The sequence below is a fragment of the Conyzicola nivalis genome, assembly GCF_014639655.1.
Taxonomy (GTDB): Bacteria; Actinomycetota; Actinomycetes; order Actinomycetales; family Microbacteriaceae; genus Conyzicola; species Conyzicola nivalis.
The window spans coordinates 1504962-1523233 of the sequence record NZ_BMGB01000001.1 but is presented as its reverse complement, the minus strand read 5'-3'; the positions used below and the strand labels follow the sequence as shown (position 1 = coordinate 1523233).

Annotated in this window: 17 protein-coding genes; 15 read left to right on the top strand and 2 right to left on the bottom strand. The window is 69.1% G+C overall.

Translation table 11 applies throughout. The features are described 5' to 3' along the window. Positions 1-95 precede the first annotated feature (95 nt). Positions 96-1046, bottom strand: a complete 951-nt coding sequence (cofD, locus tag IEV96_RS07500) for a 2-phospho-L-lactate transferase (RefSeq protein ID WP_188510016.1) — start codon at positions 1044-1046, stop codon at positions 96-98. A 162-nt stretch (positions 1047-1208) separates the two neighbouring features. On the opposite strand from cofD, the gene IEV96_RS07495 reads away from it, so the two are divergent. From IEV96_RS07495 to IEV96_RS07485, 3 genes are read left to right on the top strand one after another with little or no spacing between them, the layout of a single operon-like run. Beyond that, positions 1209-2177 carry an AAA family ATPase gene (locus IEV96_RS07495; protein ID WP_188511167.1) on the top strand — a complete coding sequence of 323 codons (969 nt, stop codon included), beginning with the start codon at positions 1209-1211 and terminating at the stop codon, positions 2175-2177. Between the two features lie 11 nt (positions 2178-2188). Continuing rightward, positions 2189-3475 carry a DUF58 domain-containing protein gene (locus IEV96_RS07490; protein ID WP_188510015.1) on the top strand — a complete coding sequence of 429 codons (1287 nt, stop codon included), beginning with the start codon at positions 2189-2191 and terminating at the stop codon, positions 3473-3475. Then, a complete protein-coding gene (locus tag IEV96_RS07485; RefSeq protein WP_188510014.1) occupies positions 3462-5768 on the top strand; it encodes a transglutaminase TgpA family protein in 2307 nt (768 codons plus the stop codon). The genes IEV96_RS07490 and IEV96_RS07485 overlap by 14 nt, the downstream gene beginning before the upstream one ends. Here IEV96_RS07485 and IEV96_RS07480 read toward each other — a convergent pair whose 3' ends face one another. Continuing rightward, positions 5769-7106: an aminotransferase class I/II-fold pyridoxal phosphate-dependent enzyme gene (locus IEV96_RS07480; protein WP_188510013.1), complete on the bottom strand. Its 1338-nt coding sequence runs from the start codon at positions 7104-7106 to the stop codon at positions 5769-5771. A gap of 102 nt (positions 7107-7208) precedes the next feature. Between IEV96_RS07480 and IEV96_RS07475 the strand changes: the two genes are divergently transcribed. The 12 genes from IEV96_RS07475 to mutM all read left to right on the top strand — a co-directional run bounded on the left by IEV96_RS07475 (position 7209) and on the right by mutM (position 18247). Continuing rightward, entirely contained in the window at positions 7209-8057 is an 849-nt protein-coding gene (locus IEV96_RS07475; protein ID WP_188510012.1) for a nitrilase-related carbon-nitrogen hydrolase, read from the top strand. Positions 8058-8069: 12 nt separating this feature from the next. Further along, positions 8070-9503, top strand: coding sequence for a dihydropyrimidinase (gene hydA / locus IEV96_RS07470; RefSeq protein WP_188510011.1), 1434 nt, complete (start codon positions 8070-8072; stop codon positions 9501-9503). A gap of 19 nt (positions 9504-9522) precedes the next feature. Further along, entirely contained in the window at positions 9523-10554 is a 1032-nt protein-coding gene (locus IEV96_RS07465) for a TIGR03842 family LLM class F420-dependent oxidoreductase (RefSeq protein WP_188510010.1), read from the top strand. A 3-nt stretch (positions 10555-10557) separates the two neighbouring features. Then, positions 10558-11451, top strand: coding sequence for an ABC transporter permease (locus IEV96_RS07460; protein WP_188510009.1), 894 nt, complete (start codon positions 10558-10560; stop codon positions 11449-11451). Beyond that, positions 11448-12269 carry an ABC transporter ATP-binding protein gene (locus tag IEV96_RS07455; protein ID WP_188510008.1) on the top strand — a complete coding sequence of 274 codons (822 nt, stop codon included), beginning with the start codon at positions 11448-11450 and terminating at the stop codon, positions 12267-12269. The genes IEV96_RS07460 and IEV96_RS07455 overlap by 4 nt, the downstream gene beginning before the upstream one ends. Continuing rightward, a complete protein-coding gene (locus IEV96_RS07450) occupies positions 12266-13036 on the top strand; it encodes an ABC transporter permease (protein ID WP_188510007.1) in 771 nt (256 codons plus the stop codon). The genes IEV96_RS07455 and IEV96_RS07450 overlap by 4 nt, the downstream gene beginning before the upstream one ends. Before the next feature lie 35 nt (positions 13037-13071). Then, on the top strand, positions 13072-14220 hold the full coding sequence (locus IEV96_RS07445; RefSeq protein ID WP_188510006.1) for an ABC transporter substrate-binding protein: 1149 nt from the start codon (positions 13072-13074) through the stop codon (positions 14218-14220). 83 nt (positions 14221-14303) lie between these two features. Further along, positions 14304-15644: an aspartate aminotransferase family protein gene (locus IEV96_RS07440; RefSeq protein WP_188510005.1), complete on the top strand. Its 1341-nt coding sequence runs from the start codon at positions 14304-14306 to the stop codon at positions 15642-15644. A gap of 196 nt (positions 15645-15840) precedes the next feature. Then, a complete protein-coding gene (locus IEV96_RS07435; RefSeq protein ID WP_308419472.1) occupies positions 15841-16419 on the top strand; it encodes a YceD family protein in 579 nt (192 codons plus the stop codon). Further along, on the top strand, positions 16419-16622 hold the full coding sequence (gene rpmF, locus IEV96_RS07430; RefSeq protein ID WP_097061410.1) for a 50S ribosomal protein L32: 204 nt from the start codon (positions 16419-16421) through the stop codon (positions 16620-16622). Before IEV96_RS07435 ends, rpmF begins: the two co-directional genes overlap by 1 nt. 27 nt (positions 16623-16649) lie before the next feature. Next, the gene (rnc, locus tag IEV96_RS07425) at positions 16650-17348 is read left to right on the top strand and encodes a ribonuclease III (protein WP_188510004.1); all 699 of its coding nucleotides are present in this window, start codon (positions 16650-16652) and stop codon (positions 17346-17348) included. Positions 17349-17350: 2 nt separating this feature from the next. After that, entirely contained in the window at positions 17351-18247 is an 897-nt protein-coding gene (gene mutM, locus IEV96_RS07420; RefSeq protein ID WP_188510003.1) for a bifunctional DNA-formamidopyrimidine glycosylase/DNA-(apurinic or apyrimidinic site) lyase, read from the top strand. Positions 18248-18272: the final 25 nt, after the last annotated feature.

Below are 18272 nucleotides of genomic sequence, written 5' to 3'. Positions count from 1 at the left end.
GTGCACTTGTGGTGGGTGGCTAGGAGCTGACACCCGCCACTACTGCACTACCGTCGCGCGGCCGGAGCCGGAGCCGCGGCCGGAGCCTCGACGGTTTAGACCGCCAGCGCGTCGGCGGCCAGCCGGGCGCTCGTCCCGGGGTCGCGCATCCAGAGGGGAACGGCGCACGCCGTGATGCCCGCCGCCTCGATCGTGGGGAGAGCCGCGGCATCCGCATTGTCGACGAGCCAGGCATCGAGCAGTCCGCCGGCCGACCGCGCCCCGTAGTGCAGGGCCACTGCCTCCGCGCTGGTCTCGACGCCGATCGCCGCGAGGCAGGCGTCGGCCATGCCGCGCACGACGGAACCCGCGATGATGGGCGAGACGCCGACGACGCGGGCGGATGTCGCGGCCAACGCCGCTCGGATACCGGGTATCCCGAGGATCGTGCCGATCGACACGACCGGGTTCGACGGCGCGACCAGCACCACGTCGGCCTCCGCGATCGCCTCGAGCACGCCGGGCGCCGGGGTCGCGGTCTCGACGCCGCGCTGAACGAAACCGAGGGCGGGCAGGCTCGCGCGGTGGCGCGTCCACCACTCCTGGAAGTGCAGCTCGCCGCCCTCGACGAGCACGTGCGTCTCGACCTCCTGGTCCGTCGCGGGCACGAGCCGCACGCCGAGATCCCAGCGGGCGGTGATGTGGTCGGTCACGGCGCTGAGCGGCTGACCCTCGCGCAGCAGGTGGCTGCGGGTGATGTGGGTGCCGATGTCGAGGTCGCCCAGGGTGAACCACGGCCAGCCGACACCGTAGGCGCGCAGTTCGCCGCTGACCCGCTCGGTCTCGCCGACGCGACCCCAGCCGCGCGTCTCGTCGTTCTCGCCGGCGAGGGTGTACATGATCGAGTCGAGGTCGGGGGCGATGCGCAGCCCGGTGAGCCACATGTCGTCGCCGGTGTTCACGATCGCGTTGATCTGCGACCCCGGCAGGTTCGACCGCACGTGTTCGCGCAGGCCGCGCAGGAAGCGGGCGCCGCCGACGCCGCCAGAGAGCACAGTAATTTTCACTCGTTCACGATAGTCGCCGACGACCGGCGGTCTGGCGGCCCGATGCCCTGCGAACTCTCAGGAGGCAGTTGCCTCATCTTCTGGCACACTCAGAGGGTGAACAGCATTGTGGGGCAGTTCGGGTCCGGGCACGAGGCGGTGTCGGTCGCGGCGGCGCCCGCGATGAGCATCGAGGAGTTCTTCCGCGCGTCCCGCGCGATCGTGGATTCGGTCGAGACGGTCATCGACGGCAAGCGCGAGGCGATCGAGATGGCACTCACCGTGATCCTCGCCGAGGGCCACCTCCTCATCGAAGACGTTCCCGGCGTGGGCAAGACGATGCTCGCGCGGGCGCTCGCGAAAAGCCTGGACTGCTCGGTCTCACGCATCCAGTTCACCCCCGACCTCCTGCCCTCCGACATCACGGGCGTCTCGATCTACAACCAAGTCGACCGGGAGTTCGAGTTCAAGCCCGGCCCCGTGTTCGCCAACCTCGTCATCGGAGACGAGATCAACCGGGCGAGCCCCAAGACCCAGTCGGCCCTGCTCGAGTGCATGGAGGAACAGCAGGTCACCGTCGACGGCACGACCTACGCGCTCGCGACGCCGTTCACGGTGGTCGCCACGCAGAACCCGATCGAGATGGAGGGCACCTACGCGCTGCCCGAGGCCCAGCGCGACAGGTTCATGGCCCGCATCTCGATGGGCTACCCCGATTCGAACGCCGAGATCGCCATGCTGCGCTCGCGGGAGACCCGCAGCCCGCTCGAAGACGTGGCCCCCGTGGTTTCGGGTCAGCAGCTCGCGGCCATGATCGTCACCGCCCGCAACGTGTTCGTCAGCCAGGCGGTCGAGCAGTACGTCGTGCGCATCGCGCAGGCCACGCGCAGCGACGCCGAGCTGCGGCTCGGCGCCAGCCCCCGCGCCACACTCCAACTCGTGCGGGCCGCGAAAGTGCGGGCCGCCCTCGACGGGCGCGAGTTCGTGCTGCCCGACGATGTGAACGCGATCGTCGCACCCGTGCTCGCCCACCGCCTCATCGCCGCGAACCGGTCGGGCGGCGTCGCCCGGGCGAGCGTCACCGAGATCGTCGCGCGCATCGTCGCGCACACGCCGGTTCCGCTCGGCGCCAGCGGTACCGTCGGCCACTAGGGGTCCCCGGCATGGCACTTTCGGGCACGCGTCGCCCTGCGGCCGGGCTCACCAAACGGGGGTGGGGCATCGTCGCCGCGGCGATCGTGCTCTTCGCCGGCGCGTACATCCTCGGCAGCCCGCAGCTGCTGTTCGCGTCGTGCCTGCTCGGCGCGCTCGTTGTGCTCTGCGTGTTGCTGGTGCGGTTCCGCTCGCCGCGCCTCTCGGCGGCCCGGCGGTTCGACGTCGACGTGGTCTCGGTGGGCAGCCCCGTGACCGTCTCGATCGAGGTCGCGAACGACACCGCCGGCCGCAGCGCGAGCGCCCAGTGGCGCGACCGGCTGCCCTGGACCCCGGGCAGCACCGAGCCGGCGCCGCTCAGGTCGCTGCCCTCGGCCCGCTACACGCTGGCGGGCACCACCAGGCTGCAGTACGTGCTGCACCCGCCCGCGCGGGGCATCGTCGACGTCGGCCCCGTCACCGTCGAGCGCTTCGACCCGTTCGGACTCACACACAACGCCGTCGAGGTGGGGGAGACCAGGCAGCTCATCGTGGCGCCACGGGTCACCGACCTCAGCGGCAGCGGGTTCTCGCTCGCGGGCGGCGACGGTTCGGTGCGTGCGAGCCGCCGCAACGCCGCCGGCAACAACGACGACCTGATGACCCGCGAGTACCGCTCCGGCGACGCGCTGCGACGCGTGCACTGGCGCGCGACGGCCCGTCACGGCGACCTCATGGTGCGCCAGGAGGAGGAGAGCAGCTTCCCGACCGCCCGGCTCATCGTCGACACGCGCGACAGCGGGTACGCCACCCCCGATTCGTTCGAGTGGGTGCTCGGGATGGTCGCGTCGCTCGGCGTGCACCTCGTGGGCGAGGGGTTCCTCATCCAACTGCGCGAGACCGGCGCGGCGCAGCTGGTGGCCCCCGTCGAGGCGGGTGGCGGAACCGGGCACGACATCGACTTCCTCACCTCGCTCGCGAGCGCCCGGCCGTCGCCCGACTACCTCGGTGCCGGCGCGCCCGCGAGCGCGGACGTCGACATGCACGGCCCCATCTTCGCGATCCTGTCGCGGCCGTCGGACGACACCCTGCGCTGGGTCGCGAGCCAGCGCGCAAAGCACGAACACGGGGTCGCGCTCGTGGTCGACGATGCGCAGTCGACGACGATCGAGTCGCTCACGCGCGCGGGCTGGCAGTGCGTTTCGGTGCGGGTGACGGATGATCCGGCGGATGTCTGGGCTGCGGCCCTCGACGACGGCTCCGGTGGCAACGAGAGCTTCGCGCGCGCCCGGTTCGGAGACGTCGATGGCCGGAACTAGGAGGGGACGCACGCTCCGCGCCCCGATTCCTACCCTGGCGCAGAGCGCGGCGACGGCGGTCGCGGTGGTCGTCGCGCTCGGCGGCCTGAACCAGCTGCTCGTCGGCGGGCTGTGGTGGCTCATCTCGGGCGCGGTCGCCGTGCTCGTCGTCATCGCGATAGGCGTGGTGCGCTACGGCACCCGCCGACCCGTCGTGCCGACGGCCGCCGGGTTGCTCGCGCTGATCGTCGTGCTCACCCTGTTCTTCGCCGCGGACACCGCGCTGTTGGGGCTGATCCCGACTCCCGCCACCGTCGGCCGGTTCGGCGACCTGATCGTGAGCGGAGGCCTCTCGATCCGGGAACAGGGCGTTCCTGCCACGGCCGATCCGGGCATCCTCTTCATCCTCGGTCTCGGTGCGGGCCTCGTGGCACTCACGATCGACACCGTCGTGATGGTCGCCCGCACCCCGGCTCTCGCCGGCGTTCCGCTGATCGCGATCGTGGCGGTGCCCGGTTTCGTCGACCCCGAACTCACCGACCCGTTCTACTTCGCGCTCGCCGGCGCGACCTGGTTGCTCATCCTCTACGTGGCGTCGTCGCGCACCCAGCCGGGCGTCGCGGTCGGGGTCGGAGCCGTCGCCATGGTGGCCGCGCTCGTCGTGCCGATCGCCCTGCCCGCCGTGGGACCCGTGGAGACGACGACCCCCGGCGAGGGCTACGCCACCGGTCTCAACCCGATCATCGACCTCGGCGACGACCTGCGCCGGCCCGACCCGGTCGTCGCGCTGACCTACACGACCACGTCGGAGGAGCGGCAGTACCTGCGCATGGCCACGCTCGGCGACTTCACCGATTCGGCCTGGGAACCGATGGTCGGCTCCGGCGACCTCGACGACGAGGAGAGCCCCGAGGAGATCCCGGCGGCGCCCGGTCGCGCCGGCGACGTCGCGGTGGCCGCGAGCACCACCGAGATCTCTATGGGCAACGTCCGCGGCCGCTGGCTGCCCGTGCCCTACGCGCCGCGGAGCATCACCGGTCTCGTCGGCCGCTGGGTCTGGGATCCCGAGACGCTGAACGTGCGCACGGAGCGGTCGTCGGTGCGCGGGCAGGACTACGTCGTGACGACCGAGGCGGCCGACCCGACGAGCGACCAGCTGCGCGCGGCGGATCCGCTCGTCGCGGCAGACTTCGCGGAGTATCTCGAGCTGCCGGAGAGCCTGCCACCGATCGTCGCCCAACAGGCGTTCGACGTCACCGCCGGAGCCACGACCAACTACGACAGGGCGGTCGCGCTGCAGAGCTACTTCCGCGACGGCGAGTTCACCTACTCCGAGGACGCGCCCGTCGACAGCGGCTACGACGGCACCGGGCCGGGGGTGATCGGGCGCTTCCTGCAGGAGAAGGCGGGATACTGCGTGCACTTCGCCTCGGCTATGGCCGCGATGGCGCGCACCCTCGACATTCCCGCGCGCATCGCCGTCGGTTTCACGACCGGCAACGAGTCGGAAAACCAGACCACCGGCGAAGACCAGTACACCGTCACGACAGACGAGCTGCACGCGTGGCCCGAACTGTACTTCGCGAACGTCGGCTGGGTGCGGTTCGAGCCGACCGTCGGTCGCACCAACGTGCCGGAGTACAACGAGGCCATCGTCGACGACCCGGCGACGCCCGACATCGACGAGTCGACCGCGACACCCGCCCCCAGCGCCGCGCCCGAAGACGTGGCGCCCGACCGCGGCGACACCGGTGCAGTGCCCGAGGGTGGGGGAGACGCCGGTCCGAACTGGAACGCCATCATCCTGGGGCTCGCCGCGCTCGCGCTGCTCGGCGTGCTGGCCATCCCCGCCGTCGCCCGCTTCGCGAAACGGCGCGCGCGGGTGCGCGACCTGCACAACGGCTCGGCGCTCGGCGCGTGGGAAGAGGTGCAGGACACCGCCCTCGACCTGGGCTGGCAGCTGACCGACGCGGAGACGCCGCGCGAGTTCGCCGTCCGTCTCACCGTCGGCCGTGAATCGCGCGAGTTCGGGGCGACCGGTCCGATCGGCGGCTCGCCGGTCTCCGACCCGCAGGCCGTCGCCGCCCTCGAACGCCTGCGCGCCGCCGTCGAGCTCGAGTCCTTCGCCAGGGCGGGCGGCGGGTGTGCGGCACGGGCCGACTCCGCGTCCGCGACCGCCGCAGACCTGCACGTCGTGCTGCTCGCCCTGCGGGCCGGGGTCGACCGACGCGTGCGTCTGCGCGCGGCCCTCGCACCGGCATCCGTTCTCGCCCGCTGGTTCGCCGTCGGCGCGCGCTGGCGCAACCAGGGCTAGTCAGGCCCTCGCCGCCGCCGCTAGCAGGCCGGCGAGCGCGTCGACCCCCTCGCTCACAAGTCCGGCCGTCACCCGAACGAAATCGCCGCCGACCGAGAGCGGCGCGGCGAGAAAGGGCGCACCCGGCGCGACGCGGATGCCCGCCGCCGCCAACTGCACCACGGCGTTGCGCTCGTCGTTGACGGGCAGCCACAGGTTGATGCCGTCGGGCACCCGCAGCGCGATGCCGTTCGCCGCGAGGGCCGCGCCGACCGCCGCCTGACGGTCGCGGTACGTCGCCCTGGCGCGGTCGAGTCCCGCGATCGTGCGGGCGTCCGTCAGCAGGTCGTGCAACACGGTCTGCAGCATGCGCGACGTCCAACCCGGTCCGAGGATGCGCCGCGCCACCAGCCGGTCGACGAGCTCCGCGGGGCCACCGACCGCCGCGATGCGCAGGTCGGGGCCGTGCGACTTCGAGAAGCTGCGGATGTGCACGACCCGTCCGGGCAGAAAACCGCCGAGGCTCACGTCGGGGCTCGTCGAGATCTCCCCGGAGTGGTCGTCCTCGATGACGATGGTCTGGTCGGCCGTGCGGGTCGAGCGGATGATCGTGGCCAGTTCACGCGCGCGGTCGGCCGTCATCGACACCCCGGCCGGATTGTGGGTTCTCGGCTGCAGCAGGATCGCGGAGGGGGAGAGGGCGAGCGCCTCGACGAGAGATTCGGGACGGATGCCCTGCTCGTCGAGTTCGACCGGGACGCGCTCGACCCCGTAGTGCTCGAGCAGGTCGAAGACGGGCGGGAAGCCCGGGTTCTCGACGACGACGCGGTCACCGAAGCGCAACACCAGGTCGAGCGTCCGGGAGATGGCATCCATCGCTCCGTCGACGACGGTCACGGCCTCGACGTCGTAGGGCCAGGAACCGCGCAGCACCCGTTCGAGTTCGGGCAGCACCGGGACGTCGTAGTAGTTCGACGTTCCGGCCCGCGCGGGCACGCGTGAGAGCGCCGGACCGATGTCGGGCAGCAGCAGGGGGTCGGGGGTGCCGCTCGCCAGGTCGAGACGGGCCGCTGGCTGGTTCGCATCCCGCAGGCCGCGCGACCGCGGAGGCAGCCACGCCGTGCGTTCCTCGCGCACGAAGGTGCCGCTGCGACCGCGGGACACGATCAGGCCGACCCCCGCGAGCGCCTGCCAGGCATGGCTGACGGTGGCGGGGCTCACGCCCAGGTCTCCGGCGAGCTCGCGCACGGTGGGCAGCCGGTCGCCCGGCGCGAGGTCGCCCGAGGTGATCAGTCGCGCGATGGCGCCGGCGATTCCACTCGGCGTGGATTCTTCGACCGCAAGCGCTACTGACTTCACGAGACCCGCCTAGTAGGTTTTACGCCAACGTCACAAGCCGAAACGTAAGAGAAATGTTTAGCGCCAATAATAACAAAAGGTAAGACCTTCCGGAGGTATCGCATGACCGTCATACGCGCTGCAATCACCCAGACCACCTGGACCGGCGACAAAGAGTCGATGATCGCGAAACACGAGCGGTTCGCGCGCGACGCGGCCGCCCAAGGCGCCCAGGTCATCTGCTTCCAAGAGCTGTTCTACGGGCCGTACTTCGGCATCACGGAGGACAAGAAGTACTACCGCTACGCCGAGCCGGCCGACGGCCCGATCGTGCAGCGTTTCCAGGCCCTCGCGAAAGAGCTGAACCTCGTGATGGTCCTGCCCATCTACGAGGAAGACATCACCGGTGTCTACTACAACACGGCGGTCATCGTCGAGGCAGACGGCACCATCCTCGGCAAGTACCGCAAGCATCACATCCCGCACCTCGACCGGTTCTGGGAGAAGTTCTACTTCCGCCCCGGAAACCTCGGCTACCCCGTCTTCGACACCTCCGTCGGCAAGATCGGCCTGTACATCTGTTACGACCGTCACTTCCCCGAAGGCTGGCGCGAACTCGGCCTGGGCGGCGCACACATGGTCTTCAACCCGAACGCGACCAAGCCCGGCCTGTCGAACCGGCTGTGGGAGGTCGAGGGGCCGTGCGCGGCCGTGGCCAACGGCTACTTCGTGCTGCAGCCGAACCGCGTCGGCCGCGAAGACAACGAGTACGGCGAGCTCGCCGTCGACTTCTACGGCACCAGCCAAGTCATCGACCCGCGCGGCAACTTCGTCGGCGAACGGGGATCGGGCACCGACGAGGAGATCGTCATCCGCGATCTCGACCTCGACATGGTGCAGGAGATGCGCGACGACTGGCAGTTTTACCGCGACCGCCGGCCCGACTCGTACACCCTGATTCCCCAGCCGTAGGAGGACAGTCCCGTGAAGACGCTCATCAAGAACGGCACCGTCGTCAACGCGACGGGCACCGGCCTCGCCGACGTGCTCATCGACGGCGAGACGATCGCCGCGGTGCTCGCCCCCGGTTCGACGCTGCTCGGGTTCGACCTCGAGCGCAACGTCGACACCGTGATCGAAGCGGCCGGCAAGTACGTCATCCCTGGCGGAATCGACGCCCACACGCACATGCAGATGCCCTTCGGCGGCACCGAGGCCTCCGACACCTTCGAGACCGGAACACGGGCGGCCGCGCACGGCGGCACCACGAGCATCGTCGACTTCGTGGTGCAGTACGCGGGCGAGAACGTGCTCGACCAGTACAAGGCATGGCACGAGAAGGCCGCCGGCCAGTGCGCGATCGACTATGGCTTCCACCAGATCCTCTCCGACGTGCAGGACTCCTCGCTCGTCGCGATGGACGAACTCGTCGCCGAGGGCGTCTCGAGCTTCAAGATGTTCATGGCCTACAAGGGGGTATTCCTCTCCGACGATGGCCAGATCGTGAAGGCGATGCAGAAGGGTGCCGAGAACGGCGCGCTGATGATGATGCACGCCGAGAACGGCAGCGTCATCGACCTGCTCGTCGAGCAGGCGGTCAGGGCCGGCAACACCTCGCCCTACAACCACGGACTCACCCGACCCTGGCAGGCCGAGGAGGAGGCGACCCACCGCGCGATCATGCTGGCGAACCTCACCGGCGCCCCGCTCTACGTCGTGCACGTCTCGGCGAAGCAGGCCGTCGACCAGATCGCCACGGCCCGCGACAACGGACAGAACGTGTTCGGCGAGACATGCCCCCAGTACCTCTACCTCTCGCTCGAAGACAACCTCGGCGCGCAGAGCGACGAGTGGGGCGCGTTCGAGGGGGCCAAGTGGGTGTGCTCGACACCGCTGCGGTCGAAGGCGGAGGGCCACCAACACCACATGTGGCAGGCCCTGCGCACCAACGACATCCAGATGGTCTCCACCGACCACTGCCCCTTCTGCATGAAGGGCCAGAAGGACATGGGGCTCACCGACTTCTCGAAGATCCCCAACGGCATCGGTTCGGTCGAACACCGCATGGACCTCATGTACCAGGGGGTCGTCGACGGTCACATCTCGCTGTCGCGCTGGGTCGAACTGACGAGCACCACTCCCGCCCGCATGTTCGGCATGTACGGCAAGAAGGGCGTCATCCAGCCCGGAGCCGACGGCGACATCGTGGTCTACGACCCGAACGGCCACACCTCGATCGGCGTCGGCAAGACCCACCACATGAACATGGACTACTCGGCGTACGAGGGCTACGAGATCGACGGCCACGTCGACACCGTGCTCTCGCGCGGCAAGGTCGTGGTCGACGACAACCGCTACCTCGGCACGAAGGGCGACGGAAAGTTCTTCAAGCGCGGCCTGAGCCAGTACCTGATCTAGACCGTAACGAAGGAACCAGATGGATTTCGGAGCAGTACTGCAGACCAACCCGCCGGCGTCGCGCACCGTCGCGCTCGCGAAGCTCGCCGAGCAGCACGGGTTCAGCCACGTATGGACCTTCGACTCGCACCTGCTCTGGCAGGAGCCGTACGTGATCTACAGCCAGATCCTCGCCGAGACGCGGCGCGTGATCGTCGGGCCGATGGTCACCAACCCGGCGACCCGCGACTGGACGGTCACCGCCTCCACCTACGCCACCCTGAACGAGATGTACGGCAACCGCACGATCTGCGGCATCGGGCGCGGCGACTCCGCCGTGCGCGTGACCAACGGCAAGCCGACCACGCTCAAGGAGCTGCGCGAGTCGATCCACGTGATCCGCGAGCTGGCCAACTCCCGCTCGGTCGAGTACAACGGCGCGACCCTGCAGTTCCCGTGGAGCACCGGCTCGACCCTCGACATCTGGGTGGCCGCCTACGGGCCCCTCGCGCTCAAGCTCACGGGCGAGGTCGGCGACGGGTTCATCCTGCAGATGGCGGATCTGGATGTCGCGGAGTGGATGATCACGACGGTGCGCCGCGCGGCCGAAGCCGCGGGACGCGACCCGATGTCGATCAAGTTCTGCGTCGCCGCCCCTATGTACATCACCGCTTCAGACGACGAGGCCGACCGGCAGCACATGCGGGACCAGTGTCGCTGGTTCGGCGGCATGGTCGGCAACCACGTCGCCGACATCGTGGCCAAGTACGGAGAGGGGTCGGCGGTTCCCAAGGCGCTCACCGACTACATCGCGGGCCGCGAGGGGTACGACTACAACGAGCACGGCCGCGCCGGCAACACGCACACCGACTTCGTGCCCGACGAGATCGTCGATCGCTTCTGCCTGCTCGGCACCGCCGACCAGCACATCGAGAAGCTGAAGGCACTGAAGGAGCTCGGCGTCGACCAGTTCGCCGGCTACCTGCAGCACGACAACAAGGAGGAGACCCTCCGCGTGTACGGCGAGACGGTCATCCCCGCGCTGCGCGAACACATCACGGCGAAGGCCTGACCCGTGCGACGATTCCGGCCCCTGCTGCTCGGAGCGCTCGCCGTGCTGCTCGTCGCCGTGGTCTGGGAGCTTTACAAGGCCCTCGGCCCGGCCGACGGCTGGGTGGTGGGTGCCGACGAAGCGGTGCGCAACTCGGGGCTGCGGCTGCTGCCCCGCACGAGCGACCTGGCCATGCCGCACGTCTGGGAGATGTTCGCCCGGCTGGGCGAGCCGATCACGAGCGCGCCGGGGGCCCAGCCGCTGTGGCTCACTGTGGTGCTCGCCGCGCTGTTCAGTCTCGGCGTCGCCGCGGTCGGCCTGGCCATCGCCCTCGTCGTCGGCTTCGCCCTCGCGCTGCTGATGCAGCGTTTCCGCATCGCCGAATCGGCGGTGCTGCCCCTCGTGATCCTGAGCCAGACGGTGCCGCTCATCGCCCTCGCGCCGCTCGTGAAGGGCTGGGGGTCGAAGCTCGAGGTCGGCGAGTTCGAGTGGGAGAACTGGATGTCGGTGGCCGTCATCGCGTCGTACCTCGCGTTCTTCCCGATCGCGGTCGGTGCACTGCGCGGGCTGCAGTCGCCCGACGTCATCCACACCGAACTCATGCGCAGCTACGCGGCGAGCCGCTGGCGCACCCTGCTGCACCTCCGTCTGCCGGCGAGCCTGCCCTACCTGCTTCCCGCCCTGCGCCTCGGCGCGGCCAACGCCGTCGTCGGCACGGTCGTCGCCGAGGTGTCGATCGGACTGCCCGGAGGCATCGGCCGCATGATCCTCGAGTTCGCCAACTTCGCCTCGAGCGACCCGGCGAAGCCGTGGGCCCCCATTTTCGGCGCGATCGTGCTCGGCCTCGTCGCCGCCGGTCTCGTCGCCCTACTCGGGCTGGCGTTCGGCCGGTACCGTCGCGCGGAGGTACACGCTTGAGTAACTCGATAAACACAGCCAGTGCGGTGAACGTCACGAACGTCGACCGCACGTTCCGGGGCCAGAAGGGCGCCACGGTCGCGGCGCTCAGCGACGTCAGCCTCAGCGTGGCGCCCGGCGAGTTCGTCTCGCTGATCGGGCCGTCGGGCTGCGGCAAGAGCACACTGCTGCGTCTCATCGCCGATCTCGACACCCCCACGGCGGGATCGATCGCGGTGTTCGGCAAGACGGCCAGGCAGGCGCGCATCGACCAGGACTACGGCATCGCCTTCCAGCAGGCCGGCCTCCTGCCGTGGCGCACCGTCACCGGCAACATCGAGCTGCCGCTCGAACTGCACGGGGTCGGCAAGGCCGCACGTGCCGCCCGGTCGAGGGAGCTTGTCGAGCTCGTCGGCCTGGGCGACTTCCGCGACCACTACCCCGACCAGCTCTCCGGCGGCATGCAGCAGCGCGTCGCCATCGCCAGGTCCATCGCCGAGCAGCCCCGCCTGCTGCTGATGGACGAGCCGTTCGGCGCCCTCGACGAGATGACCCGCGAACACATGCAGCTCGAGCTGGTGCGCATCACCGCGGAGACCGGCGCCGCCGTAGTCTTCGTGACGCACTCGATACCCGAGGCCGTGTTCCTCTCCGACCGCGTCGTGGTGATGTCGCCGCGCCCCGGGCGCATCCGCGACATCGTCGACGTGCGTCTCGGCGCGGCGTCCGAACGGGGCGAGGACCTGCGTGAGAACGCCGGGTTCTTCGCGGCCGTCACGCGGGTGCGCGAGGCGCTGCACGGTGCGGATGCGCCCGCGGTGGGAGTGGACCTGCGATGAACGGGGCGGCCTCGTCGTTCGTCACACGGGTGCTGCCACCCGTCGCGCTGTTCGTGCTGCTGCTCGCGGTCTGGCAACTGGCCGTGGTGGTCGGGGGCATCCCCGCGTTCCTGCTGCCGAGCCCGGCGGCGATCGTCGACAAATTCGCGGAGCTGCTGCCGAGCATCGTGGCGGCGAGCCTCGTGACGGGTGGCAACGCCCTCGTCGGGCTGGTCCTCGGGTCGGTGCTCGGTGTCGTCGCGGCCGTCGTCGCCGCGTTCGTGCGCGTGCTCGACGAGATGTTCGCCCCGGTGATCGCCGCGATCGCCGTGGTGCCGATCGTGGCGCTCGCCCCCGTGCTCTACACGATGTTCGGGGCCAATTTCGAGGTCGCCCGCGTCATCGTGGCGGCGATCGCCGTGTTCGTGCCCGTGTTCATCAACAGCCTCCGCGGGCTGCGGCAGGTGCGCCCGGTACAGCGCGACCTGATGCGCGCCTACGCGGCATCCGGATGGCAGACCGCGCGCACCGTGACGATCCCGAGTGCCCTTCCGTTTATGTTCACGGGACTTCGCATCGCGTCGTCGCTCGCTGTCATCTCCGCGGTCGTCGCGGAGTATTTCGGCGGACCGCGCTCGGGAATCGGGTCGTTCATCACCTCCGCGGCATCCGGAAGCAACTACGCCAGCGCCTGGGCTTTCGTCGTCGGCGCGATCATCGTCGGTCTCGTGTTCTATACGGCGACCCTCGCCGTGGAGAAGCTCTTCACGCGTCACCGGCCCACCTGACCCCACCCAAGAGATCCACAACAAGGAGGCACCAGTTGAAGCACAGCACACGATTCACCTTCGGGCTCGCCGCGAGCGCGGCGGTCGGCGCGCTCGTCCTGTCGGGATGCAGCGCCAGCGAACCGGACGCCGACAGCGACTCGGGCGCCTCGGGGCTCACCGAGGTCAAGCTGCAACTGCAGTGGCTCACCCAGGCCCAGTTCGCCGGCTACTACTCGGCCGCGGCCGAGGGCTACTACGAGGACGAGGGCCTCGACGTCGAAATCATCCAGGGCGGCGGCGACATCGTGCCGCAGGACGCCCTCGCCAACGGCGACGTCGACTACGCGATCTCGTGGGTGCCCAAGGTGCTCGGATCGATCGAGAACGGCGCCGAGATCACCAACGTCGCGCAGATCTTCGAACGGTCGGCCACCCTGCAGGTCTCGTTCAAGGACCAGGACATCACCTCGGCGGCCGACCTCGCCGGCAAGACGATCGGCAGCTGGGGGTACGGCAACGAGTGGGAGCTCTACGCCGGACTCAACAAGGCGGGAGTCACCGACGAGGTGACGGTCGTGTCGCAGAACTTCGACATGAACGCGCTGCTCTCCGGCGACATCGATGCCGCGCAGGCCATGACGTACAACGAGTACGCCCAGCTGCTCGAGACGGTCGACCCGGAAACCGGGGAGCTGTACACGGCGGACGACTTCAACGTCATCGACTGGAACGAGGAGGGCACCTCGATGCTGCAGGACGCGATCTGGGCCGACGCGGGCCGGCTCGCCGACGACGAGGAGTACGCCGAGACGACCGTGAAGTTCATCAAGGCGTCGATCAAGGGCTGGGCGTTCGCGCGCGACAACGCCCAGGAGGCCGCCGACCAGGTGGCCGCCGCGGGCTCCACCCTCGGCCTCTCGCACCAGCTGTGGATGACCAACGAGGTCAACAAGCTGATCTGGCCGTCCACCTCGGGCGGGGTCGGCACGATCGACACCGCGGCGTGGGACGCGACGGTCGCCATGGCGCTCGAGACGAGCAACGAGACGGGCGCCACGATCATCACCGAGGAACCGCCGGCCTCCGCCTACTCGAACGAGTATGTGGAGCAGGCGCTGACCGAACTGCGCGACGAGGGAGTGGACGTCGAGGGCGCCGGTTTCGAGCCGGTCACTGTCGAACTCAAGCAGGGCGGCGAGTAGCCTCGCACCAACGGTCCCTGAGCTTGTCGAAGGGTCCCTTCGACAAGCTCAGGGAACGATCGATCCATCACTAAGGAAACGCCATGAACGACCTGAACCCCGCCGACGGCCAGCTCGCCTACGACCTCGACCGCGCGCACGTCTTCCACTCCTGGAGCGCACAGGCGGCGCTGACGCCCCTCGTGATCGCCGGGGGAGCGGGCTGCGATGTCTGGGACTTCGACGGCAACACCTACCTCGACTTCTCCAGCCAGCTGGTGAACACCAACATCGGCCACCAGCACCCCGCCGTCGTCGCCGCGATCAAGGCGCAGGCCGACGTGCTCACGACCGTCGCGCCAGCGCACGCCAACCTCGTGCGCGGAGAGGCTGCCAAGCGCATCCTCGCCCGCGCCGGGTCGACGTTCGGAAAGGTCTTCTTCACCAACGGCGGTGCGGATGCCAACGAGAACGCCATGAGGATGGCCCGCCTCACGACGGGGCGCGACAAGATCCTCTCGACCTACCGCTCGTACCACGGCAACACGGGTGCCGCCGTGGTCGCCACCGGGGACTGGCGCCGGGTGCCCAACGAGTTCGCGCGCGGCCACGCCCACTTCTTCGGCCCCTTCGAGTACCGGTCGGAGTTCTGGGCAGATTCGCCCGAGCAGGAGTCGCGGCGCGCGCTGCAGCACCTGGAACGCGTCATCCAGTCGGAGGGGGCCTCGTCGATCGCGGGCATCCTCATCGAGACCATTCCCGGAACCGCCGGCGTTCTGGTGCCGCCGCCCGGCTACCTGCGCGGGGTACGCGAACTCGCCGACAAGTACGGCATCGTGCTCATCTTCGACGAGGTCATGTGCGGCTTCGGGCGCACGGGCGGCTGGTTCGCCTTCCAGAGCCTCGCCGACGAAGACGGGCCGGTCGTGCCCGATCTGATCACGTTCGCGAAGGGCGTCAACTCGGGTTACGTACCGGCCGGCGGTGTGATCATCTCCGAGTCGATCGCGCAGGCGTTCGAGCAGCAGGTGTTCCCGGGCGGCCTCACCTACTCGGGACACCCGCTCGCGATGGCGTCCATCGTCGGCGCGCTCGACGCTATGGAGGCCGAGGGCATCGTCGACAACGCGCGCGTGATCGGTAGCGACCACCTGGCCCCCGGCCTCGCCGAACTGGCGGCGAAGCATCCGATCATCGGAGAGGTGCGAGGCATCGGCGTCTTCTGGGCCCTGGACCTCGTCTACGACCGCGAATCGCGCGAACCCGTCTCCGGCGTGGTCATCGGGCAGCTCAAGAAGGAACTGATGGACAGGGGGCTGCTGCCGTTCGCGGCCGACAACCGCATCCACGTCGTGCCGCCGTGCATCGTGACGCCCGAGGAGGTCGCGCGCGCCCTGGCGATCTACGACGAGGCCTTCACGGCGGTCGAGGCGACGCTGGCCTAGCGCGAACCGATTTGTCGCGCGGAGTCTCTTTTGGTCGCCAGATGCGCAATCTCCGGCGGCGATCGCGCAACAAGCGACCAAAAGAGGCGTCGGGCGGTGCGGGTGGTCGTACTCATGGCAGGTGGAGGCGACCGCGCGGAGAGGATCTGGCGCACGCACGAGCGCCGACGGCGCCAGTCACGTAGAATTGCCGGTTGTGTCGAACTTCACCCCCGCCCCGTTCACCGTCCCGGTGTACGACCTCATGCACCGCTCCGGCGAGATGCGAGAGCACGAGCTCGATGTCGCCGTACCCGAATCCTTCGGCAATGCCCTGATCGGCATCGCCGAGCACGCGAAGATGCATCTCGACGTGCGCCTCGAAGCCCTCCACGACGGCATTCTGGTCTCGGCAGACGTCACCACGGTCGCCACCGGCGAGTGCGGACGATGCCTCGATGCGATCGAACTGCCGGTCGAAGTCGAGTTTCAGGAACTTTTCGCGTACTCTGTTGACGAAGCTTTTGACTACACGGTTGTCGAGGATCACATTGACCTCGAACCGTCCGTCAGGGATGCGGTAGTGCTGTCACTGCCGTTTCAACCGGTATGTCGTCCGGATTGCCCAGGCCTTGACCCGGAAACGGGCGAAAGGCTGGCCGATTTTCCGGACAGGAAACCCAAAGAAATCGTAGATCCTCGCTGGTCTGCGCTCGCCGGGTTCCAGTCGACCGAATCAGATGTTGTAGGCGAGTCGGAGAAATCCGACAGCGCCGAGAGAGAGAAGAGAAGCTAATGGCTGTACCGAAGCGCAAGATGTCGCGTGCGAGCACCCGCATGCGCCGCGCCCAGTGGAAGGCAACCGCCCCCACCCTGGTCAAGACCATCGAGAACGGCAAGACCGTTTACAGCCTGCCGCACCGCGCCAAGGTTGTCGAAGACTCGACCGGCACGCCCCTGTACATGGAGTACAAGGGCCGCAAGGTCGCGGACGTTTAGTCCACTTGAACTACTGCGAGTCGGCTCGTGACTGGTAACCACTCCAGCCGGGCCGATTTGTCGTCCCTGCTGGGGATCGATATCGAGCCCGCACTGCTCGAGCTCGCTCTGACGCACCGCTCCTTCGCGTACGAAAACGGGGGAGTGGCGACCAATGAGCGCCTCGAGTTCCTCGGCGACTCGATTTTGGGCCAGGCCGTGACGGTGATGCTGTTCACCGAGCACCCCGACCTCGACGAGGGCGAGTTGGCCAAGCGCCGCGCGAGCCTCGTCTCGACCGTCGCGCTGGCCGAGATCGCGCGCCACATCGGCCTCGGTCAGTACCTGCGGGTGGGCCGGGGCGAAGAGCTCACCGGCGGCCGCGACAAGTCGTCGATGCTCGCCGACACCGTCGAGGCCATCATCGGCGCCGCCTACCTCGCCCGCGGCGGCGACGAGGCGACAGCGCTCGTGCACCGGCTGATCGCGCCGCTGCTGGCCGACCCCGAGCGGTTCGGCGCCACCATGGACCCGAAGACGAGCCTGCAGGAGCTCTCCGCCCACAGAAACCTCGGCGCCCCGACCTACGTCATCGTCGACAGCGGCCCCGACCACCTCAAGCGGTTCCAGGCCACCGTGCTGCTGCAGGACCGCGAGATCGCAACGGGCGTCGGCTCGAGCAAGAAGCAGGCCGAGGTCGCCGCGGCGCTCGACGCCTGGACGCAGCTCTCGCGCGAAGCCCGATAGAGGTGCCGGAGCTTCCCGAGGTCGAGGTGGTGCGCGCCGGTCTCGAACCCGCCGTGACCGGGGCGACCGTGTCATCCGTCACCGTCTTCGACGAACGCTCGCTGCGCCGGCATTCCGGTCCGGCGGAGGACTTCGTCGACCGGCTCACCGGACGTGGGATCGTTTCGGCCGAACGCCGGGGCAAGTTCCTGTGGCTGCCGCTCGGCCCTTCGACGGCCTCGGGGACCGAGGAGGAAGGGCCGGAGGCGCTCGTCGTGCACCTCGGCATGAGCGGCCAGGTTCTGCTCCGCGACCGCGAGACCGACGACCGGCTCACCCGCATCCGCATCGAGCTCGACCACCCGTTCCACCGCCAGCTGCGGCTCAACTTCGTCGACCAGCGCATCTTCGGATCGATGGCGATCGACCGGTTGCTGCAGACCCCGGATGCGCCCAGCGGTCTCGTGCCCGGTCAGGTCGCGCACATAGCGAGGGATCCGCTCGACCCGCAGTTCGACGACAGGCTGTTTCTGGCCCGGCTCGCGCGGCGCAACACCGGGGTCAAGCGTGCCCTCCTCGACCAGACGCTGCTCAGCGGTGTCGGCAACATCTACGCGGACGAGGCCCTCTGGGCGGCGCGCGTGCACTTCGACCAGCCGACCTCCACGCTCAGCAGGCCGCGTGCGAAGCTACTGCTGGCCGAGGTGCGGCTCGTGCTGGCGAAGGCCCTCGGAGAGGGTGGCACGAGCTTCGACGCGCAGTACGTGAACGTGAACGGCGCCAGCGGTTACTTCTCCCACTCGCTCAACGCCTACGGCCGGCAGGGCAAGCCGTGCCCACGCTGCGGCCGCCCGATCACCCGGGTGTCGTTCATGAACCGCGGCTCGCACTTCTGCGCGTTCTGCCAGCGGGTGCGCTGACACGGAATAGCCGGTTCGCCGAGCG